Raw genomic sequence first — 21,161 nt, 5'->3', positions numbered from 1 at the left:
GCGCCGGGCGAAGATGGGCTGCATGATAACGGGTCGATGGCTTTTCGTCTGACTTCCTCGGCGCCGGGGTAGCCGTTGGCCATCTCTGGTTTCTATAGGTGATAATGTCCTTTATCACCTATACCGGCTTCTACCGCGATACTGAATCTGGCGTTCGCTACGACCGGCCGGAGCTGCTACGGATGATCGAGGATCTTCAACCTGGTGACGTAGTGATCGCGGAACAAATGGACAGGCTCAGCCGGGGGCCGCTGGCCGAAGCCGAGCAATTGGTTGCAGCCATCCGCAACAAGGGCGCACGCCTGGCCGTGCCAGGTGTGGTGGATCTTAGCGACCTGAGCGATAGCACCACAGGCGTTGCTAAAGTCATCCTGGAGCAGATGCAGGAGCTGCTATTGAAGGTCACGCTACAGCTCGCGCGTGACGACTGGGAGAATCGAAGGGAGCGGCAGCGGCAGGGTATTCGTCTGGCGCAGCAAGAGGGGAAGTACAAAGGGCGCCGCGCTAACAAGGCGCTACACGGCCGTATTGTGGCCTTGAGAAAAGCCGGCCAAACCATTGCAGAAACAGCAAGGCTGGCCGGCTGCAGCGAGGCGCAGGTTAAGCGCGTTTGGGCAGTGCATCGGGCTGAATCTCAGTCTTTACCGCAGAGTTGATCGCTGAAATCAGTACGTTTTGCGGGTACTGGATCAGTTCCCCCCGGTACGTCCTATCGCTTGCGTAGTAGGTATCCCCGCCGTTTGTCTTCACCAGCAGGTTCCATCCCCACCCGCGACTATCCTGCCCCGACCCTAATGCGACCTTCGGAATCACCTGGTCAATCGAGCTAAGCCTAATCCAGCGGTAGTCCTCGACCTGGCTTAGAGGTGTCCGGCCCTCATGTGCCAGCGACACGCGAACCCACAGACCGTTTTTATTTTCAGGCTCGTCGAACGTCAGCCCGGTACCAGGCGTCAGGGCTTGCAAAGCGCGCTCGATAACGCTGTTCTTGTCCTCTACGGGTAACGCTGCATAGCCGTCCGGGCTTTTGTCATCCAACGATTCTGGAGGCGATGTAAGCAACATGGTTGCAAGCGTTGAGTCGTTCATTTCGAAGTCATAACCAGGCTCGCCGGCCTGTTTTTTTTCAAAGAAAAACCCCATGATAGTCTCTCTCAGATATATGGAGAGCGTGCCGATTTCTACGTCTGATAGTGCCATTTCTATAACTCCATTTAGCGGCTAAAAATTATGTAAAGAACAAATACCCAGCCTGGCGCATTGGGATTCGCGCGAGCCAGATCAGGGTCAAGTGAGCGGGATAAAAAGCGTAGAAGAACCAACGTAGCCGAGAGCACGGCAGGGCCACGAATGGCGCAACCAACAGGATCAAGATCGAGGCCAGCGCCCATTGGTTGCCGTTGATGTATCCAAGTGCAGCGCACGACACAAATGCCAGAATCAGTGCCGGCACTGATGGCTGTTTTGTGTAGATCCAGATCGCTACGCCAAAGGCCAGAGCTGGCCACCAGAATTCAACCAGGCTACCGCCCAGGGCAAAGGCCAACCCAGCAGCCATGTAGCCTTGAGGCCGACCCATTTCGAGCAGGCGAAGCGTGGCGGTCAGGACGAACAGGGTAAAGAGGATATTCAGCGGCCACCAACCGTTGACCAGGCCCCCGAGTGCCAGGAATGCCGGTGAAGCCAAGGCGCCGAAAACAGCCAGGCGAATCATGGTGCGACGATAGGCGCCGCTCTCAAGCGCTCCAGGACGAGCCAGGTTGTACGCCAGAACAAACACGAACAACGGCATTGTCAGGCGGCCAGCGTCGTACAGCCAGGCTACGGTGTCGTTCAAGAGGTATTTGTTGATGTGATCGCCAATCATCAACACCAGGGCGAGCCATTTCAGCGCCTCGATGGTGCCATTGGCAATTTCCGGCCGAGGCCAGGAGGCGATGCGAGCTGCTATCTGATTCATGGCCCCTACCCTATTTCACCATTCCAGGTGCGTACATATCTGCCAATGCGCGTTCGGCTGCCTGGTTGTAGGTTCGGTGGTGGGTCACAGTGACTTTTTTCGGTGCCGCCTGGACAGGTTCCGCCATTGCCGTGATCGCGGCTTGAGTAATGGTTACAGCCTTTTCCTTTGGCGTCCCTTCGACCGTCGCCGTGCCGGCGACGATGGCCGGTGCGCCGGCTGCATTCGGATCGTAGGTAACGAAGCGTTCAGACAACCAGGTTCCCCACTTTTCAGCCCTTTTCATCAGATCGGCCCGATACGGCGCATTGTATTGGGGCGTGCGTGAATGGTAGTTAGCTGCGCGCGTCCACAAATCGCCGGAGTCATTGCGGATATGACCACGCAGCCGCCACGCGGCCAGGTCATAGGAGTAGCAACCCGTCTGCGCAACGTCATCAGCCGTAATGCCGTATTGACGCTCCAGATCGCGCAGGTAGGCGGTATTGAACTGCATAGCTCCTACGTCATCAGTGCCGTTGGAATTTCTCACCCGCTGGCCTGGTTTGCCGCCTTCTTTTTCTGCCACGGCGAGAACCAGGTTCGCGGGCACCTCGTACTTGATGGCGGCCGTAACGGAGCAAACGACGCGCTCTTGCATTTGTGGTGGCAGATCAAGAAATGGCATATGTCTTACCTCACATCCGAACCTTGCCGTATTTATCGGCAATCTTGTCACCCCAGCCATTGTCACTTTCGCACTGGTTAACAAACTGCCTACGCGCATCCTGAGTTGCATCAGGTTTGAACTTGCCATGCTTCTTTTTGACAATGCTGAAGAAGTCGTTAACCGGGCCGTCGCAGCCGTCAACGGTGCCCTGCCCTTGCAGCATTCCAGCCATGCAAAGAACGGTTTCGCATGGGTCTTTAGCGAAAGCCGGTGCGGCTTGGGCTGCTAAAGCGATAGTAATTAACGTGGCACTAATAACTTTTCTCATGTTTATGTCCTTATGCTTTACCGTTAACGAATGCGTTAATTTCATCATTGTTGTTGCCGCCACTACCCACGCTGTCGCCGTCGAATTGAGGGGCTACGTCTGGCGCTGGATTGGAGTGTTGAGCAACTACGTCGCGGGCTTCCTGGAGGGATTGTTGCTGATTGATTGCAGCAGCCTGCGCCATGGTTTGTTGGTCTGCGCGAGCCTGGCCGGCAGTACCATTGATTTCAGATGCGAGCTTGCCGCCCACGGTGTTGCTGACTCGCTCATTAGCTGCGGCTGCCATCGAGGATGCTTTTGCAGATAGGCCCTCTTTCGCGCCACTTGCCAAGCTGCCAGCCATATCAGCCGCGAAGCGCCCAGCGGTGCCCATAGCCTGACCAAAGCTAGAGCCGCCACCGCCACCGCTACCGCTGCCACCGCCGCCCTCAGATCCGCCGATGTTGCCAGTGTCACCAGCGCCGCCACCTTCGCCGCTGCCACCACCGCCACCACCCATGTTCTCTTGGGCGGATTGGAAAGCGGCCTTGAGTGCAGAGCCTGCACCTGCGAGGTTAGCGGCACCGCCCAAGGCCATAGACGCACCTGCGCTGGCAACACCTGCGGCGATACCAGCGGCGGCGACGGCTGCGCCCATAGCTGCACCGGCACCAAAGCCACCGACCCCACCAGTAGACGCACCACCAACGATCCCGGCCAGCATTGGAGGGATTTTGTTAGTTAGATACAGCAATACCACTGCGGTGATACCCAGCACGCCCAGCTCTTTTAGGTTGATGCCTTCGCTCATCCCGGCGTATGCCTGGTCAATAAAGGTCTTACCGATACCAACAAGAAGCACCATCCCCATGAGCTGGGCACCAATCCCCAGGACTGTTTTGTAATAGGTGATAGCTATATCGGAAGTCCAGCGGGAACCGCCGAAGCCAAGAAAGACAACTCCGCCGTACATAAGAATCCACGCTGAAACAAACAGCAAAAGCATGTTTACGGCCACAAGTGCCAGCACGACCAGGACACAGCCCGAAATTATAATTGCAGCGGCGCTGTCTACCGGAGAGAACGACGATGATTCATCAAGAGCTTTGAAAAAGATGTCAAAGCCAATATCGGTGATTCCAGATGGCGTGAAGCTCGACGCTCCCCCTACTGCGGCTGAGCCCATCATCCACATGCTCTTGATAACGGCGTCAGATATTGCAGGGCCATTCAATAGAATCCAGTAGAAGAAACCAAGTGTGCCAAAGAAACGAATGGTTTCAGCAAAGAACTCACCAATGTCCGCTTTACGCAAGATCATCATGCCGTAAGTCCAAACCATACTTATCAGAGCTAGCCCCCAAAAAATCCAGGAACCATAGGACACCATCCTGGCACCCCAGGCGCTTGCGGCTTGTTGATATTTTCCCATCACCGAGTCCATGATTCCGGTGTCAGCAGCCGCAAGCGCTACTTCGGGGATGAGAAACAAGCCAAGTACGGCTAGTGCCGCCGCACAAGTGGCTTTTCCTGGCTTGGTCATTTTCATCATTTTTTCTCGCTATCCATTGACCAGGTTTTCGGCTGGCTGCGAGTAATATTGCCGTCCTGGCGCGGGCACTTGGACGCATCACTGGCAGTTGCCGGGTTGGAGCAATTTGGACTGGCTACTTCGTCCTTTTCCTCCTTGCAGCCGCTAACGGCTGCAACGAGAACTAATAGGGACGCAGTTACAAGGCGTTTGATTTGCATAAATACCCCTTAGTTACTGAAACGACCAGGTTGACGGCTCAGACCTGGTGATGTTGGATTTTTCTCGCAGCTTCGTAGATGAAGCATCTTCTTGAGCCTGGCGGTCGGCTTGTTGTTGAGCCAAGGTTGCTGCGGCCTGGTTCTGTGCCAGCAACATGCCGCGGATTTGCAGAAGCTGGTTACCCTGCGCTGCGGCCAACTGGTTAGCCGCTTGAAGTGCCTGCATCTGGCCGGTTGCGGTCGTGGCTTGAGATTGGAGCTGTTGCAGTTTTTGGGCATCAGTGGTCAACGTCTGTTGTTGCTGATCGACACTTTTGATTACGTCCGCGTTTGCCCGTTTTACAGCGTCGGAGTTATCTGCGCGGCGCGTTTCCAGAGCTTCCCGCTCGCTGTCAGAGCATCCGCCAATCTGAAAGCATGGCGAATTCCGGTAATAGCTGACGTTTTCATACTTCGACAAGTACCGATCAATCGACCCGGATTGGTTTTTGTAATAGTCAAGGGTTTGCTGGGCAGACACAACCTTGTTAATTACGCTGTTTACTTCGCTCCAGATGTAAGCCCCTGGTGCGGCCGTGTTTTGCAGCATGTTTTCGTATTGTTGTAATTGAGTTTTGTATTGCTCAATTTGTTTTGCAACTTGCGCAACTTGATTCGCTGCGGTGACAGTCGTTTGGCTCAGATTCAATCCGTCTGCTACTGGAATGCCTGCCGAAGCCGGTTGGCAAACTACAAAACTAACTGCTGCGGAAAGTGCGAAAACTTTAGCCGCTAAAATGGAATTCTTAGAAAACATAACTTGCTCCTTGCGTTAGTAGTCAAACGATTGATAAGCCTTGGTGAATGTCACGTCTTTGACAGCAACAATGTTAAAGCGATAGCCCGGACGAATTTCGATTGTCGGGGAAATGTTCAAGTTTTTAGAGATGATTTGCGCGGACACTTGGCCCAGTTGCTGCCCAAGCGCAGAACTCAATTCGCTGCTAACCGAAGGTTGTTGGTAGCCAACAGAGTTGTTGTTGTCCTGAGTTGCAATGGAAGCGCCTGCGGTGATGCCGGCCATGAACAACGCCGATCCGTAGAGCCGCAACAGGTGATGATTAACCTTGTCACGGAAGCCAGAGTAGCCGGCCATGTCTGCGCCTGGCATTGCTCCAATGTCCAAAGCCTTGCCATCAGGAAATACCAGGCGCTGCCAGGCAATCAGTACGCCTTCTTGTCCATAACCAACATCGCTGGAGTAGGTGCCAACCATGCGAGTCCCTTGAGGAATAAGCAGGTATTTGCCGGTGGCCGTGTCATACACGTCCTGCGAAACCTGCGCCATGATTTGACCTGGCAAATCAGAGTTGATGCCGCTCAGCATGATTCCAGGAATGACAGCGCCGGCCCGAATCTCGAACGGTGTAGTTGGAGCTTCCATTTTGGAGTTCAACGCCCAACGATCTTTTTTGCCGTTGCCGTCAAAAGTGCCGTAGTCCTTACCGGTGTCGCTGGACGACGAGGCCAGCATCATGCCCGACGAACCGCCCGAACGGCCGCCGCCGTAACCACCGCCGCTACCGCCGCCTATGTTTCCTTGTACCTGGCGAAGTTGGGCTTGATAGGCCGCATTCGGATCGGTCGAGCGCTGCTGGTCGATTTTCCGGCGAACCTGCGCAATGCGATCAACCATTTCGTCAGGGGTTTGCGGAGTATCGTCAGTTGTTCCAGTGCCGACACGGCTCAGATCCGGCAGGGTGATTGCCGTTTTAGCTCCAACTGCGGTTTGGAAAAGCTGCATTTTCCGTTGACGCAACTGTTCGTCTTCCTGATCTTCTGGCGAGCGTGGGCCGCCATTCCCTCGAGGCGGTTGCGGTGGCGCATTCGGGTTTTCTACGCGAGCCACAGGCACGCCATTAGGCGTTGTAGGTGCTTGCGGATCGGCCGGGGGCAAAAGTGGCGGCTCAGCTTTGGCCTCTGGGATCAAGCCGTCAGCACGGCCCCCAACGATATCGGCAGCCATCAGAGAGCTATCCCCGCCCTTCCCTTGCGCGGTCGCTGCATGATCCACATTGGCTTGATTGGAACGCTTGACGGCCACCATTGCGATAAGGCCCATAAAGAGCGCGAGAACCGCAATGCCAATCATCAAAGGCACGTTGTTCACCCGGCGCACGCCGGTCTTTTTGCTGGAAGCGCCTGGCGACGAATCCGGCGACATTTGGTCGGTGTCAGCCATGGCAATTACTCCTTGCGCGCCCAGGAACCCGCCGCTGCGACAGTCCCGTTTTTTTGTGGAATGTAGGCTCGGCTGATCGGCTGATTGCCCACCACGACCGTGACCCGGTACAGGTCTGCGGCAGGTGCGAGCGAGTCAACTACATAGCGGAGGTCTACACCGGGAGAGAAAGCCGCCTGAGTAGCCGGTTGCGCCTTTTTGGCAGCTTCTGGCGCGTACTCGTTCACGGAGTAGCCACGACCGCGCAGAAGCGCTACCAAGGCCGTTCCGTAGGCATCTTCGGTGGGCTGCATGATGTTCAAGCGAGTCCGCGCAGGCGGATACATAGTGACCAGGTGCGCAACGGTGTCGCTCGCCATGTTTTTGTCATGCGCGGCCGGGGCTGCTGAATAATTCCCGTATGGGGAATTTGTTGCGCACCCACTCAAGCCGGCGATAAGTGCCGAGATCATGAGAACTTTGCGCATCACTTGGCCTCCCGCTCAATGGTGATTTTGTCCTGGCTCGATCCGACGCCGGCAACCAGAATTGCCTTGTCGAAAATCGTGTCCACCACATAGCGATTGCCCTGGACGCGGTAGTTGACCATTTGCGTTTCAGCATCGCGGAAAATGCCGCCGTCGCGACGTACTACCAGCAAGGTTGGAGACTCGCTTTGACGCATGCCATCCGGCATTTCAATGATGGTTTTCGTGCCGTCGTTGTACACACGCACTGGCTTCCAGCGCGCCTTGCCGTCGATGGAATAGTTAAAGTCCAAGTTGCCCAGGTATTCCCGGGTTTGCGGAATCGTGTTGTCGTGACGGTCTTTAGCCTCGGCATTCCGGATCGACGCCCACTTGGCAGCAGCATCTTCGGGATACATGAAGCGCGCGTAAGGCATGCTTTCATTGCGAGTTGAACGCAGACGGAAATGGTAAGTGCGGCGGTCGGTCATCACGACCAGCGCGGTATCCAGGCCCACGTCCAGCGGCTTCAATATCAAGTGAACGGTTTGGTCTGCACCGGAGCCGCTGATGCCAGGCTCTACGGTGAAACGAGGGTCGCCACCGTTCAGCGTGTTGAACTGCTCACCAGGCTGCAGGGAGATATCGCAGACCTGGAGCACAGCGCAGACCACTTGGGTTTGCCCACTGCCATACAGGAAGGTAATGGCGCCGTCGCCGCCTGGTGTCGCGTTGCTAGTCGCTTGGCCGGTCTGCCATTTTTTGCCGATCCCGATAGCTTTTTGCTCCTGCGGGGTCAGCTTCACAGTGTCCGGGGCAAAATACTTGTTTGCCATATCCGCTTGGCTGTCGGCTGCTTGTACAAAACCTGGCAAAAGAACGCCGGCAATTAACGAGGAAATCAGTGTCTTTTTCATATGGAGTGTCCGCCCCAGGATTAAAGTTGTTTCGACCAGTTAAAGTCGCGAATGAAGATGAAGTGCCCGTTCACAAAAGTGTTTCTGTCTACTGACATATCTTTGTTTTGATAGACGTTGATGAGCGCTCGCATGTTGTACGGTGTGCCTTTGAGCGAGCCGTCTCGGCTGCGAACTGTCTCAGTCCAATCCACCTGCCAGGTGTCTTTGGTTTGTGGCAGAGCAGATCGAATCTCAACCGACACGGTTTCGTTTTCCGCGCGCTTGAACGGGTTCCGCTCAGGGGAGCCATTGAGGAATTCATTGGCTTTCATCGTTGCCGGATCTTGCGGGGCAAGGTACGCATAAGAGGCCAGCACGGCTTTTCGCTGGAGGCTTACATCTGGAGTTACCAACCGTGTGTTGCTGATGAAGTTTGTCACCGCTGCTTGGTAGTCGGTCAGAACTGCATCAGGCACCCGATCCAGCAAAGTCACGGAAACCGTGTTGGCCGAGGCATCTTGTTGGAACACCATAGGAATGATCTTTGATTGCGCGCCAATGTGAGCAATGCCGCCTACTGCCCCCATGACAATTAGCAGGGAAACGATCCCCACGGTCTGCCATACCTGGAGAGAAGACATAACTCCCATCACATGCCCATTCCACGAACGGCGAGCATTGAGATACGGATTATTGACTTTCTCTTTAGCGGCTAAAGTTGCGCCGGCTACTTCTGTTTCCGCGTCTTTGCGGCGATTGAAAATGCTCATGCTGCACTCCTGTAGTTATCAAGGCTCAAGCCACGGTCGCGGAGCCACACATGCACCCACGAATCGCCGTGCTGTTCCTCTAGCTTCTTTATGATTGCTATGTCGTCTGGGCCGGTCGCACCGACGAAGGAGAGAGCCAGCGGGCCTAGTGCAAGGCTGTATAGGCGGCGGCCTTTCTCAGATACCAGGTAGTAATCGCGCTTTTGCTGGGCAGTAGCGATGATTTCAATCTGGCGCAGGTTGAGGCCCATGCGGAGGTAAAGCGCGGTCGCTGCTTCATCACGCGCATACATATTCGGCAGGTAGATTTTGGTGGCCGTGGATTCAACAATGACGTCCAGAATCCCCGATTGAGAGGCGTCAGAAAGGTTCTGAGTTGCCATCAGTACGCGGCAGTTTTTCTTTGCCAGGGTTTTAAGCCACTCGCGGATTTTCTCGCGGAACACATCGTGACCCAGCATTAGCCAAGCCTCATCGAGAATAATCAGGGTTGGCCGACCATCCAGCGCTTCTTGAATTCGCATGAACAGGTAAAGCAAGACTGGCAGCGCGTAGCGATCCCCCAAGTCCATCAGGTGTTCGATTTCAAAAGTGATGAAGTCGGAAATAGAGAGCTGATCCTCTTCCGCATCGAGCAAGTGACCCATAAGGCCGTCAATGGTGTAGTCCTTGAGTGCCGCCCGAATGTCAATGTCCTGAACTTTCGCGGTGAATTCAGACAGCGTTCCCGGACGCCCTTCTTTTTCCTCGACCGTGCCCATTTCAATAATGGTTTCGGCAATTAGGTTGCGCTGTTCTGGCGTGGTCTTGAGGCCGTTCAATGCCAGCAGGTCGTCAATCCAGCCCATTGCCCATGCACGGCGCGAGCGAGTCACCAGGTTGGACAAGGGAGCGAAAGCGAGCTTTTCGCCGGCCCCTGCCACAACGTAGTGAGCCCCCCCAGCAGCCTTGCAGCTCGGATACATCGACATACCCTTGTCGAATGTAAACAGCCTGGCATTGGAGTATCGGCGCCATGACATGGCGAGGATTGCCAGGTGCGTAGACTTACCCGCCCGAGTCGGGCCAAACATGATGGTGTGCCCCAAGTCGCGCACATCAATGTTGACTCGGAAAGGCGAGTTACCACTGGTAAGCCCGTGCATCAGCGGCGGCGAGTTAGGCGGCATCAGTGGGTTAGGTGCGAAGTTCTCGCCGGTCCAGATGGTGCTTGTCGGGATCAAGTCGGCCAGGTTCATCGTATTGATGAGAGGCCGGCGCACGTTCTCTACGCCGTGGCCTGGCAGTGAACCCATGAAGGCATCCATGGTGTTGATGGTTTCGACGCGAGCGGTGAACGCCATCGCGTTGATAGCCTTTTCAAGCTGGAGCGCGGCCGTTTCCACCACTGACCGACTTTCGTCCATCAGTACTACGACACTGGTATAGAAGCCTTGCGCAACCATGCCGCTATTGGTTTCAGCAATAGCCGATGCAGCATCGGCCACCATAGAAACGGCATCCTCATCGACAGTGCCGCCGTTGGTGTTGAATACCTGGTCAAAGAACCCCCGGATCTTCTGCTTCCATTTCTTGCGAAACTTCTCCAGGTGCGACACAGCCTCATGGTGATCCATGAAGATGAAACGGTTCGACCAGCGATATTCAACAGGCAGCTCAGCAAGGCGCGTCAGGATTCCGGGCGAGGACTCCAGAGGGAACCCCTCAATGGCGACTACCTGGATGAATTTGCGGCCCAGCTTTGGCGTTACGCCGGTATACAGCTCTTTGCCCCCAATCAGATTGTCGATGTAGATCGGATTGGTTGGCAGCATCACGGCATGATTTATGCCGGTAACGCAGAACTGGAGCCATTGCAGGAACTCATCATGGGTGACGGTTGACCCGTCCTCATTCATCATTTTTTGACCACGCAGGCGCTCCATGGACACAGCGGAGGACATGCGCGATTCGATGTTTTTGACCTCTTTTTTGAAGAAGTCGATCAAGTGATGCGTGCGTGCTTTGTTGTTTGGCTTGTCTGAATCGTCATGGAACATCAGCTCGACAAACTTGCGCTCGGCAAGCATTGGCGGGAACCACGTTACGGTGATGATAAAAAAACCTTCGTACAAATTACCCAGCCCTTCAAAGGTACGGCGACGTTCTTCGTCAATTGCTGCCGATACCGGGTCAGGGAAATTCGATTGGTTTGGATGGCTGTAGTTCGGAGCTGGCCTACGGACTGCATCGACGTGAACCATCCAGCCACTGCCCATGTTGGCCAGCGCCTGGTTGATGCGGAACGAGTTCATTTCCCGCTCTACATCGGTTGCACTGGCGTTGTCAGATCCTTTGTACAGCCACGCAGCCATGAAAGAACCGTTCTTGCCAACAATCACGCCGTCATCGACGACAGCAGCGTAATTGAGAAGATCGGCAAGGCCAGCTTCGGTGGACTGATGTTTTTTGAGTCGAAGGTCTTCATTGACCTTGCGTACCTGCGAGAGCAAAAACAGCACCAACAGGACGCCCACGACCGCAATTGAGATGAGCAGTGATTCAATCATTTGTATTGCTTCCCTTGAGAGGTGCCGTTTTCGCGGAAGGGAGTGGCACGCGGCGGGTAAAAGGGCTTGTATCGGCGGTTGCGCAGATAGACAAAGCGCATAAGAGGGTCAGATTTGCCCATCTTGCGCAGCATCCAAAGCGAGGCGAACCACATGCCAACGCCCAGGAAAAAGGCCAGCCAGTCTTGCGCAGCAAAGACCAAGATGGCGGCCAGCAAACCGCTGAACATAACCATTTCACGATCCCCACCCATGAAAAGGTTATGGCGATTGCCGGCCCGACGAATAGGGATCTTGCGTAGTGCCATGGGGTTTACGCTCCTACTACCAAGCGAGCAGTAGCCGAGTGAACAGCCTCGACCTTGCTGGTGATCCAGCCGGCAGACTTCGCAGCCATATCCTGCGCAGCGGTGATTTCAGCGCCTTGGCCGGTGATTGCCGACAAGGTGTTTTGTGCTGCGACGATGAAGCACAACACTAGGACGATGAAGATCAAGGTGCGCAGGAAACCGTTCATATCTCCGCCGAAAATCAACGTGGCACCGGCACCAACTAGGCCGACAATCGCCGCGGTAAAGGCGAATGGCCCCGTGATGGACGAGCGGATGGTTGTAAACCAGTCATCAAAAGGAAGACCGCCCCCAGCGGTGCTGGACGCGAATGCGGGATGAGCGCTCAGAAGCATAATCAGCGCTGCACCTGCGGCGAAAAGTGCCTTGTTGTTAACGCGGGAAGTTTTGTTTTGCATGGGTGTTACTCCTAGAGGGTGTTGGTGATGTAGTTGCCGTTTTCATATCCGACGATTTCGAGAATCGCTTCTACTCGGCGGACTTCTGACTTCCGGTTGATTTGCACGATTACGTGAACCGCCTCAGCAATCAGCGGTTCAATATCGGATGGAGCGTGCTTGTTGCGGGTGACGAGGGACTTGAGGCGTTGCAAGGCAGATTCAGCGCTGTTTGCGTGGAGCGTGCCCGCGCCGCCGTCATGGCCGGTGTTCCAGGAGTCCAAGAGGTCGAGTGCCTCTGAACCACGGACTTCACCGACGATGATGCGATCAGGCAGCATCCGGAGGGTCGTTTTGAGCAAGTCAGTCATGCTGACTTCAAGCGTGGTGTGGTACTGAACGCAGTTAATGGCGGAACACTGGATTTCGCCCGTGTCTTCAATGATGAACACACGTTCATTCGGGTCGTTATCGACCATTTCTTGAATAACGGCGTTGATGAGAGTTGTCTTGCCCGAGCCGGTTCCACCGACCACAAGAATGTTCTTGTGGTCGCGTACAGCCTTCTTGATGGCGTCACATTGCGTTTGAGTCATGATCCCCTGTTCGACATAGCTGTCGAGCGGGAAGACCGTGATGGCGGGTTTACGGATCGCAAAGCACGGAGACGAAACCACTGGCGGGAGCTGGCCGGCAAATCGTTCATTGCCGAAAGGCAATTCGCCGTCAAGGATTGGCTCTTTTGCCCCAACGGTTTTACCGAGCAGACCGGCGAGCGTCTTTATGACTGACGTTGCGCGCCATGCCTCCATCGTCCCGATGACACGGGTTGGCTCACCCAATCGTTTCAGCCAGAGCTGCCCATCCGCATTAAGCAGGATATCGGTAGTTTTTGGGTCGTTTAGCGCACCCTCAACCAAAGGCCCCAGGTCGCGACGTAGGCGCTCGGTAACGCGCTTTTTGACCGTTTCCTGGTCGGTGTTTTGTTCACTCATCGTTTGCTCCAAATTCGTCACAGGTGCGAATGTGGCAAACGATATACCGAAACATAGTTAAGGGCAATAACGCAGCATCGTTTTTATCAATGATAAAAAACTTCACTTTGTCTTCCGTGACTTTATCGCTGCACGCATCCCGCGCTATTCATAAAACACCGACCGCTTGCGCCAGGCAGGCGACCGGTTGTGCCAAACACCAATCAGGGCTGAAAAAAAAGACCCCTTGTTAGGAGCCTTGGTTTTAGCCGCTAAAATTTTTGATGTTATGGCGCGTTAGATTTTTCCCGGATCTTTGCAACATTGTACTCGTGCCACTTACGCACCTGGAACGCCTGATGATTGGTCAGAGTCGCGCAATAACGACAGTAGCCGGGTGGTAGGCTTGATGGCACATGAGTCCCTGCGGCATCGTCCAGAACCTTGCTATCTAAGTCGGTGGACTCCAAAAGCATGGGCAATGGCGTTTGCAGGGCTTCAGCAATGGCCGCAAGGGTCTTTAGGGTGGGGTTGCCCTTCCCGTTTGTAATCTCAGATAGAACAGAAATAGAGACGCCCGTGAGCTTGGCTAGCTCATGCTTGGTCATGCCCCGCTCACCCAGCAAACGCAGGACGTTAGTAAAAAAAATGGCATTATGCACAGTCGGTCGGTGCCTCGATGCAGGGCTAATTTTAGCCGCTAAAATTCTTGACCGTTGAAGATTCTTTAGCTAAAGTATCCTTTGGTTAGCAAATCGTCTCCCCGTATAACGGCCATCTTACATTTTGTGCGTAGTTTCGGTAAACGCTATTTTTCTATTGCGCGTGATCCCGCTGGCACAGGCGAGTAAGATTTGCACGGCACGGGGTGACATAGCCGGATTTAGCCGGCTGTTTATATGTAAAGGAGTGACAATGGCCGACCTAACAAACGCCGCTCGAAAGCACATTGCGGAGCTGGTGAAAACCGGGCTGTCGCCCGAAGAGGCAGCGTTGCAGGCTGCAAAGTCTGTTTATGTTGCAGCGACTTCCCTGCCTGGCGTCCAATCGGTTCCTGCTATTGCTACAGCAGTGACCGAATCCAGCATGATTGATTTCGATGCCCCTACACCGTCACCAGGCGCAAGCGATGCGCCGGCCGCGGTAGCCGCTCGCCCCAAGAAACGCACCGTAGCCGACCACCTGGACGCAGCCCTTAGTACACGCAAGCAACCAGAGCTTGCCGGCCTGCCCACAAAAGGCACATCCAAGAAATCACCCCGGACACCAATTGACGATATTGCGGATGCAGTACAAGAGCGGAAGAACAACGAAAAGATGGTAGCGGCCATCACTGAAATGCAACAAATGGAAATGTCGCTATTTCAAGTAGCCCCGTGGGACGACGACCTACGCGCTATCCCGAATGACTGGGGCCGATCGGCTGTCTTCACTACCAGGAACAAGGGGCAAAAGAGAGCGGCATGCGAAGACAAGTTGATCTACCACTACAACCAAGAGATTGAAATCACGTACACCGGGATTGAGCTGCGTGCAGACGATGATGAATTGGTTTGGCAGCAGATCCTAGAGTACGCGAAGCATTCACCGCTGGGCCGGAATGTGGAATTCACGCTTTACCAGCTCTGCACCGACCTTGGTTGGCACATCAACAAGTTCTATTACAACCGGGCGCTAAGCTGTCTAAAGCGGCTCAAAGCAACGTGCTTTTCGATCAAATCCCCACGGCACAGCACCCTTAAAAACCTTTCACTACTAGGCGACTTTGACATAGAGAAAGACGGTCAAAAGAGAGCGGTATGCAAGGCCCAGCTTGACCCGTATCTGGTTGTGCTGTTTGCCAACGATCATTACTCGAAAGTTATGTGGTCGAAGTACCGAACCCTTTCCCCAACCGCACGCCGGATGTTCGATTATTTCGTGACACACGCAACCCCCTACCCACTCAAGCTGGAGACGTTCCGCCTCATCTGCGGATCAGAGTCTACCCGCAAGAAGAAATGGGCCGAGCAGTCGAGGGAGGCATGCAAAGAGCTGGAGGAAATAGGTCTGGTTGAGAAAACATGGGTCGAGAAGGATTTCATCCACTGCGTTCGCTAGTGATGGGGACAAATGCGGGACAATTCGGGCAACTCCTAACACTTGAGGGGCCAGGAAAAGGCAGAACTTAACACTTGGGGGGCTAAGCCCCCCTTTTTTCGGCCTCAGAATCGCTAAAACCGTGAGCTGGGCATCAGGTCAAGCCTTTTTGATCGAAATCGCGGCAACCAACTGGGTGTTATCCACCGTTTTTGTGGATAACCGCGTGGATAACCGCCATTTTGTACTAACACTTGAGGGGCTGCTTGCTAACACATCAGGGGCGACCGACCTAACACATCAGGGGCAGAAGTACCGACACTTGAGGGGCCTGGCTACCGACACTTGAGGGGCCGCCATTCTGGCGTTAACCCCTGTAAAATCAATGGTTTGCGAGCATTTTTGTGGTGCATCTAACCCTTTCTCTTAAACCCCTTCTTTAAACCCTTATTTATAAACCCTGTTTTTAACCAACCGCGCCGAAGGGGGGAAACCCCCCTTCTCGATCCCTCCCGAGCCGCAAGCGGCTCTCCCATCCCCCCAGGGGCTACGCCCCTCGGCCGCAAGCGTCCTTCACCCCGGAGGCAGTCAACGTCGCTTCGCGCCGCCTTGATCGCTTCGCTACGCAAAGGGAAAAAGCCCCCTTTGCATCGTCGCTTCCAAGAAACCACAAGACTAAAACGCTTCCTGCGCGTTAGAGGCCCATGATGGGTACACCAGAAGGGAGGTGGGTTCTTGGTCGGTGGTCGGATCTAGCATCGAGCTGCCTTTTAGAATTAAAAGCCCCTCAAGTGTTGGCAGAACGTCAATGCAGATCCTGCTGGCCGGGGCTTGCTGGATAAACGTATTTTTCGACGTGGGATACGATGCACGAAAGTATGGGATACGGTGCACACTATCCACAGGGTTAAATTGGCTGTAGGCCTTGCGCAGTAAGGGATAGCGCAGAATGGAAAATATGTCCTAATCCTTTTCTAATCCTTATTTAATCAAAGAAGCCTCACTGTCCATCAAGTGTGAACGTGCGTGCGTCCAGGTTAAAAGGCCCCCCAAGTGTTAAGCGATTGTTGATGCAGATCCTGACGGCCGGGGCTTGCTTGAGTTTGACCAGGTGCTGGCCGTGCGTGCATCCAGGTTAAAAAGCCCCCCAAGTGTTAAGTGATTGTTGATGCAGATTCTGCTGGCCGGGGCTTGCTGGAGTCGACCAGGTGCTGGCCGTGCGTGCGTCCAGGTCAAAAAGCCCCCCAAGTGTTAAGCGATTGTTGATGCAGATCCTGCCCGCCGGGGCTTGCTGGAGTTGACCAGGTGCTGGCCGTGTGTGCGTCCTAATCAAAAAGCCCCCCAAGTGTCAGTAGGAATTAATGCAGATCCGTGCCGAGCTGTTGACCTGATACTGACAGAGCGGTTCGAATCGGCCCCCCAAGTGTCAGGCTGTTGAGGTTGTTGGTAACTGATGGAGGGCTGGCCAAGTGTATTGGCCCCTCAAGTGTTAAGACGGTTCGCGTTTTGAGTATTTGCGCTTGCGAATGTCCGCAATGCGAGCTGGTGACACGCCTGCAAGTTTTGCCAACACATTGTTGGGAACGACACCTACTAGATGCTCGTAGCGATCTACGCGCGATAGGCGCTGATATGGCGTGACACCCAAGAACGCCTGTCGTTGTTCAACGATTGAGATAGGCACCCCCACTGCCCTACTGATTTTTGCCGCAGAGATGCTGCCAAATAATGACTCGTACCCAAGCCACGGGCCTTGATAATTCTGTATCGAGGCCCGTTCAGGAGTTTCTGGCAATGGTGCTGCAGGCTTGAAGTCGAATGCCTCCCGCGATGCCTTGGCTGTGGCGAGAGACACGCTTGCAAGATTCGCAATGTCCTTCACTGACAAGGTCGAGAAGCGCCTTGTAGGGCCTCACAGGATGATCTAAGGGGATACGTTGCTGTCGTGTAAGCGGGACTGGCCGAGGCTTCGCCGGGATGCCTAGAGATTCGCGATAGGTTGTCACGCTGGAAATGGACGCGCCGCATCGAGCGGCAATAACGCGATCTGATTCGACCCCTAACAAGTGACGGAAAGGCTCAATTACTTGATTGACCGAACATGCCGCAATTCCTAACGCCAGGCGTCGGGCGCGGATTTGGCCTTTCGTTGTACCAACAGCCGTGCCAGGGCCTGGTCTTTCAAGCGTCCCAGCTTGCAGTCATATCGGTAAGCCTACGGTCTTCCAATCGACAGCCATATGATCCTTAGCCATTCAAAAAATGGACAGTATTTTCGTTCTCATTCGAGAGTGCAAGGCAGGTTGGACACCAAAGGGAAGTGCCGGAAAGCCCCCCAAGTGTTAGCAATCAGTCACGAAAGTTACTTGCTAGATAGGGCTTAAAGCCCTATATTGATGCATAGAGGCCGGGCAGTTTGCCCAGGTCATTTACCGGAGTTCATCCGATGAATACTGTCAAAGTTGCTGTTCTGCGCACTGAAACTGATCGCCTTTTTCGCCTGGCAAACAGTCACTACCATGCTTGCGTTGGAGTGCGTGAGGTTCAGGGCTGGCAAGAAGTCGCCAATCGCGTATTGGATGAGAGTGCCTTGCTCTCCTGCAAGCGTGCCACCGCTTACGATTTGGATCAGTGGACTAGCGCAGTCCAGGCCCTTAAAGATCGGCTGGCGGCGTCTGTAGAGCGTCTGGCGCAGCTCCAGGCGAAGGATGCTAAGCCTTCGCAGCGGCCTATTTTGAGGGTAGTAAGTCCCTGCGAAAATTACTCGCAGAACGACAGAATCCACTAAAACAGTTTGACGGAATAGGGCTTTAAGCCCTATACTTGTTCCTGAAGGCCGGGCATGTAGCTCAGGTCAATACCGGAACAAACCGATGATTATTCAAGATCAAGAAAGCACCCCCGTTACCTCCACCATCGTTGCAGATGCTGACCGCCTCGACTTCTTCCCTACCTACTTCGGCAAATACTTCATGGCCGGTGAAAACCTGCTGTACGTCCATGCCGATCGTTTCGTGCAGAACTACCAGCGCGGGTACTGGAATTTTTACACCCTCAGTAACGGCGGCTTTTTTGCAGCGCTGGACACTGACAAAGAGCAGCATGTGGTGATCGCAGATAATTATTGCTCCGAGCGCATGAGTGCAGAGGCTGCGGGGGTCACGCTGATGCTTTTCGTATTGGGCCGTCTTTTGGCGGCACGCATCCCTGAAAACGAGTCAGATCGGTTCATTGACCTTTACCACAAGTTGCGAGAATTCGCGCTGGAGCACGCGGAAGCGCAGGCCATTTTGACCGCCATTGACTGATCAAAAAGCCCGGTTAACCACCGGGCTTGCTTTTTCTACTGGGACAGACCAATGACATTCAACGAAAAGGCCAGCCAGGTACGCAACGAAGCCGACAAGGAGGCGATAGCGCAGTTACTGGCGCAGTACTCGTGGGGAAAGGATGTAGGGCCGCGACCAGCGGGTACAGTGCCCGACTCTAGCGCTGATTTAGACAGTCTGACGAGCGAGCCAATTAAGCGAAAGTTGAAGTTAGAAACACGAATACAGACATACCGCGTAACGCTTGCTCGATCCATCGCGAAGCACGACGACCTCAAGCGCCGGGGGCTGGATGAAGTGGGGGATTATGACCTGATGGTTTGCTATTCCGGCAGTCCACTTAATGCCTGTATGCACACGATGGAATTGCATGAGGCTCATATTTCCTATGACCTAAGCATTCTTGAGATACTGGATAGGGAACTGTCTAAATTAGACGTGAGCATTCCCCCCAGGTTTTGTGTTGGTCGATGCCGTGTTGCCTGCACACCAGGCGTTCCAGGTTCGGAAATGGGCTGAATCGGCAAAGACAAGACTCAACCAGGCCAGGGCAAAAGCCCGGATGGACACCAGAATAGAAAAGAGAGACAGCGAATGACAGATACTGTCAGGTTTGACATTAGGCCGGAGTGTTTCCGGCCAGCGGCTGGTTGGGAGCAGCCTACCCCGGAAGAGGTTCGGGAAATACTTTTGCGAATTGATCCGCCAAGAGGTCTTAGTGGGGCCGACGCTGCAAAACTGTTAGGCATTCATGGTGGCAGACAAATCCGCCGCTGGACTGGCGGCGATGCACATATTCCCTATGCCGCGTGGGCTATTTTGGCCGATATGGCGGGCATAGAGCGCATATGGGTTGGACACCAGAAATAAGAATTTTAGCGGCTAAAATCCGATCTTTAGCTAAATAAATATGGAAAAATAGGACTTTAAGCCCTATAATGCAATTCAAGGCCGGGCAATTTGCCCAGGTCAATGACCGGAGTCGGAACCCGATGAATCAGCAGCGTATTATGCCTTGGATTGATTTACTGCCAGGGGTTGTAACCACAGACCTGCAACAGCGCCGAGACACCATTCAGGAGTTGACTCGCCAGGCGGCAGAAGCAACGCACAAGGCTCAACTGCTGACCCGCCAAGCGGAACAGCTAAGAGAGCGAGCTAACCTGTCGGCTTGCAGCTTGGAAGGTGACGCCAAAGGGAAGTTTTCAGCGGAAGCTGTAGAGAAGGCAAAAAGCCTGGCTTATCCGCCACGGTGATTGAAGCGCCCCGGATTGCTCCGGGGCACTTGACCCGATGCGGACACATCAAGCCCAAGCCAGGTGCTTGCAGGTAGCATGTTCATGCAATCGCATGGGAGGGGTCAAGTTATGGCTAACAACGTATACAAGTTTCCAGGTAGCGAAGGCGCCCAAGAGGCCCTTAATGCTGTTCCTGAGTCGGCACCCCTAAAAGCGCCTAGCGGGCCTGGTGCGACTAAAAAGGCTTTCTCGGGGGCCGTTAAGGTTTTGTGGGTTGTTGTCGCGCTCGTTTGGCCGGTTCTACGCTGGCTGCTGGCTCTCGACGTAGTATTTCAAGGGGTGTTGATGCTTTGGCACTGGGACACTCCAGGCAGCCACGCAGGATGGACATTTACCCTGCACTTCGCAGCCCTGGTAGCACTCACCTTCTTTGTGTCGGTGTTCAAGCCCAAAGGCGTTAAGTAACTCAATTTCACCACGCGAAGGGTCGGCAGGATCTACCTACAAACAGATAGGGAATCGACAATGAATCAGCTTATCGCGCGCTACACGCAACCGTCGCCAAATGGCGTGCAGGCAACCAGGATCACCGTGATGGTGTTGTGCTGGTCTGGCAAGGTGAAGTGTATGGATGGAAAAACTGCCTACGGGATGCGGTTCATGAACGTCCTGGAGTTTACGCCGTAGACGAAGGTGGTCACGTGTTTATTGCCGAAGGTGGTGACGACCAAAACGGCGCCAAGTGTTGGGTTGTGGTTGACCAAGCCGACGGTTAGCGAGAAATCTTAGAAATGACGATAAAGGCCCTATGGGGCCTTTTTATTTAGCTAAATAAATGGTTTTTAGCGGCTAAAATTCTTGACCGTACACTATAGTTTAGCTAAACTTATCGGCATGCAGCGGCGGACACCGCTTTGATCAACTTGCCAGGTGCGGAGCTAATTATGGGTATGATCCATGACCAAAAAAACCATGACCGAGGCCCAGTTTGCGGAAACAACCAAAGACCTGAATGTATCGCCTCAGACGCTGGAGATAGCGCACGGGGTTTTGGTATTGGGCAAACCTCAAGCGCACTACGCGCAGGAGTTGAAATTGACGGCGGGGGCAATCTCGCAGGCAGTACGGCGAGTGTGGTCAGCGTTCCAGGAGCAGAGTGCGGTCCCGAGCGGGTACGAGCGGGTAACGGCGATTCTTCCAGCGCACCAGGCGTTCATTGTGAAGAAGTGGGAACAGGCACACAAAAAAACGGAATCTTAAA

General features: G+C 54.2%; 26 protein-coding genes. 9 read left to right on the top strand and 17 right to left on the bottom strand.

The genetic code is table 11. The annotated features are described in order from the left end of the window. Positions 1-104: 104 nt before the first annotated feature. The gene (locus tag QN377_RS08810; protein WP_203327750.1) at positions 105-656 is read left to right on the top strand and encodes a recombinase family protein; all 552 of its coding nucleotides are present in this window, start codon (positions 105-107) and stop codon (positions 654-656) included. On the opposite strand, the gene QN377_RS08805 is transcribed toward QN377_RS08810, so the two are convergent. The 16 genes from QN377_RS08805 to QN377_RS08730 form a co-directional block, all read right to left on the bottom strand. Beyond that, positions 601-1,200: a hypothetical protein gene (locus QN377_RS08805; protein WP_203327749.1), complete on the bottom strand. Its 600-nt coding sequence runs from the start codon at positions 1,198-1,200 to the stop codon at positions 601-603. The genes QN377_RS08810 and QN377_RS08805 overlap by 56 nt on opposite strands. A gap of 28 nt (positions 1,201-1,228) precedes the next feature. Beyond that, positions 1,229-1,960: a TraX family protein gene (locus QN377_RS08800; protein WP_203327748.1), complete on the bottom strand. Its 732-nt coding sequence runs from the start codon at positions 1,958-1,960 to the stop codon at positions 1,229-1,231. A 10-nt stretch (positions 1,961-1,970) separates the two neighbouring features. Next, positions 1,971-2,627 carry a transglycosylase SLT domain-containing protein gene (locus tag QN377_RS08795; protein ID WP_120266771.1) on the bottom strand — a complete coding sequence of 219 codons (657 nt, stop codon included), beginning with the start codon at positions 2,625-2,627 and terminating at the stop codon, positions 1,971-1,973. 10 nt (positions 2,628-2,637) lie between these two features. Next, positions 2,638-2,937: a TrbM/KikA/MpfK family conjugal transfer protein gene (locus tag QN377_RS08790; RefSeq protein WP_120266772.1), complete on the bottom strand. Its 300-nt coding sequence runs from the start codon at positions 2,935-2,937 to the stop codon at positions 2,638-2,640. Positions 2,938-2,947: 10 nt separating this feature from the next. Further along, complete coding sequence (gene trbL / locus QN377_RS08785; protein WP_322214168.1) at positions 2,948-4,468, bottom strand: P-type conjugative transfer protein TrbL; 1,521 nt, start codon at positions 4,466-4,468, stop codon at positions 2,948-2,950. Further along, on the bottom strand, positions 4,465-4,668 hold the full coding sequence (locus tag QN377_RS08780; protein WP_162939416.1) for a hypothetical protein: 204 nt from the start codon (positions 4,666-4,668) through the stop codon (positions 4,465-4,467). The genes trbL and QN377_RS08780 overlap by 4 nt, the downstream gene beginning before the upstream one ends. Positions 4,669-4,681: 13 nt before the next feature. Beyond that, entirely contained in the window at positions 4,682-5,464 is a 783-nt protein-coding gene (gene trbJ / locus QN377_RS08775) for a P-type conjugative transfer protein TrbJ (RefSeq protein ID WP_120266773.1), read from the bottom strand. A 15-nt stretch (positions 5,465-5,479) separates the two neighbouring features. Next, the gene (locus QN377_RS08770) at positions 5,480-6,889 is read right to left on the bottom strand and encodes a TrbI/VirB10 family protein (RefSeq protein ID WP_203327746.1); all 1,410 of its coding nucleotides are present in this window, start codon (positions 6,887-6,889) and stop codon (positions 5,480-5,482) included. Between the two features lie 5 nt (positions 6,890-6,894). Further along, positions 6,895-7,356, bottom strand: coding sequence for a conjugal transfer protein TrbH (locus QN377_RS08765; protein ID WP_203327745.1), 462 nt, complete (start codon positions 7,354-7,356; stop codon positions 6,895-6,897). After that, positions 7,356-8,252, bottom strand: coding sequence for a P-type conjugative transfer protein TrbG (trbG, locus tag QN377_RS08760; RefSeq protein WP_086799791.1), 897 nt, complete (start codon positions 8,250-8,252; stop codon positions 7,356-7,358). Before trbG ends, QN377_RS08765 begins: the two co-directional genes overlap by 1 nt. A 20-nt stretch (positions 8,253-8,272) precedes the next feature. Beyond that, complete coding sequence (locus QN377_RS08755; protein WP_120266777.1) at positions 8,273-9,004, bottom strand: VirB8/TrbF family protein; 732 nt, start codon at positions 9,002-9,004, stop codon at positions 8,273-8,275. Further along, positions 9,001-11,553 (bottom strand): conjugal transfer protein TrbE, encoded by a 2,553-nt coding sequence (locus QN377_RS08750; protein ID WP_120266778.1) that lies wholly within the window; start codon positions 11,551-11,553, stop codon positions 9,001-9,003. Before QN377_RS08750 ends, QN377_RS08755 begins: the two co-directional genes overlap by 4 nt. Continuing rightward, positions 11,550-11,861, bottom strand: coding sequence for a conjugal transfer protein TrbD (locus QN377_RS08745; RefSeq protein WP_086799782.1), 312 nt, complete (start codon positions 11,859-11,861; stop codon positions 11,550-11,552). Before QN377_RS08745 ends, QN377_RS08750 begins: the two co-directional genes overlap by 4 nt. Before the next feature lie 5 nt (positions 11,862-11,866). After that, positions 11,867-12,301, bottom strand: a complete 435-nt coding sequence (locus tag QN377_RS08740; protein WP_120266779.1) for a TrbC/VirB2 family protein — start codon at positions 12,299-12,301, stop codon at positions 11,867-11,869. Between the two features lie 11 nt (positions 12,302-12,312). Next, positions 12,313-13,275, bottom strand: coding sequence for a P-type conjugative transfer ATPase TrbB (gene trbB, locus QN377_RS08735; protein ID WP_120266780.1), 963 nt, complete (start codon positions 13,273-13,275; stop codon positions 12,313-12,315). A gap of 266 nt (positions 13,276-13,541) precedes the next feature. Continuing rightward, entirely contained in the window at positions 13,542-13,916 is a 375-nt protein-coding gene (locus tag QN377_RS08730) for a transcriptional regulator (RefSeq protein ID WP_120266781.1), read from the bottom strand. 253 nt (positions 13,917-14,169) lie between these two features. Between QN377_RS08730 and trfA the strand changes: the two genes are divergently transcribed. Next, positions 14,170-15,354: a plasmid replication initiator TrfA gene (gene trfA, locus QN377_RS08725; RefSeq protein WP_086799771.1), complete on the top strand. Its 1,185-nt coding sequence runs from the start codon at positions 14,170-14,172 to the stop codon at positions 15,352-15,354. Between the two features lie 1,468 nt (positions 15,355-16,822). Here trfA and QN377_RS08720 read toward each other — a convergent pair. Then, positions 16,823-17,221, bottom strand: a complete 399-nt coding sequence (locus QN377_RS08720) for a hypothetical protein (protein WP_238939196.1) — start codon at positions 17,219-17,221, stop codon at positions 16,823-16,825. A 558-nt stretch (positions 17,222-17,779) separates the two neighbouring features. On the opposite strand from QN377_RS08720, the gene QN377_RS08715 reads away from it, so the two are divergent. From QN377_RS08715 to QN377_RS08685, 7 genes are all read left to right on the top strand, one after another. Next, complete coding sequence (locus QN377_RS08715) at positions 17,780-18,121, top strand: hypothetical protein (RefSeq protein ID WP_120266782.1); 342 nt, start codon at positions 17,780-17,782, stop codon at positions 18,119-18,121. An 85-nt stretch (positions 18,122-18,206) separates the two neighbouring features. Then, positions 18,207-18,641 carry an antirestriction protein gene (locus QN377_RS08710; RefSeq protein WP_120266783.1) on the top strand — a complete coding sequence of 145 codons (435 nt, stop codon included), beginning with the start codon at positions 18,207-18,209 and terminating at the stop codon, positions 18,639-18,641. Between the two features lie 51 nt (positions 18,642-18,692). Next, the gene (locus QN377_RS08705) at positions 18,693-19,181 is read left to right on the top strand and encodes a hypothetical protein (RefSeq protein ID WP_162939417.1); all 489 of its coding nucleotides are present in this window, start codon (positions 18,693-18,695) and stop codon (positions 19,179-19,181) included. A 419-nt stretch (positions 19,182-19,600) separates the two neighbouring features. Continuing rightward, positions 19,601-19,918, top strand: a complete 318-nt coding sequence (gene kleA, locus QN377_RS08700; protein ID WP_323567619.1) for a stable inheritance protein KleA — start codon at positions 19,601-19,603, stop codon at positions 19,916-19,918. 111 nt (positions 19,919-20,029) lie between these two features. Continuing rightward, on the top strand, positions 20,030-20,365 hold the full coding sequence (gene kleE, locus QN377_RS08695; protein ID WP_120266803.1) for a KleE stable inheritance protein: 336 nt from the start codon (positions 20,030-20,032) through the stop codon (positions 20,363-20,365). Positions 20,366-20,418: 53 nt separating this feature from the next. After that, entirely contained in the window at positions 20,419-20,676 is a 258-nt protein-coding gene (locus QN377_RS08690; RefSeq protein ID WP_322214177.1) for an antirestriction protein ArdR, read from the top strand. A gap of 181 nt (positions 20,677-20,857) precedes the next feature. Continuing rightward, entirely contained in the window at positions 20,858-21,160 is a 303-nt protein-coding gene (locus QN377_RS08685; RefSeq protein WP_120266786.1) for a TrfB-related DNA-binding protein, read from the top strand. Position 21,161: the final 1 nt, after the last annotated feature.

Source organism: Pseudomonas sp. CCC4.1 (genome assembly GCF_035019225.1).
GTDB lineage: Bacteria > Pseudomonadota > Gammaproteobacteria > Pseudomonadales > Pseudomonadaceae > Aquipseudomonas > Aquipseudomonas bubulae.
This window is presented reverse-complemented; position numbering and strand designations above follow the sequence as displayed.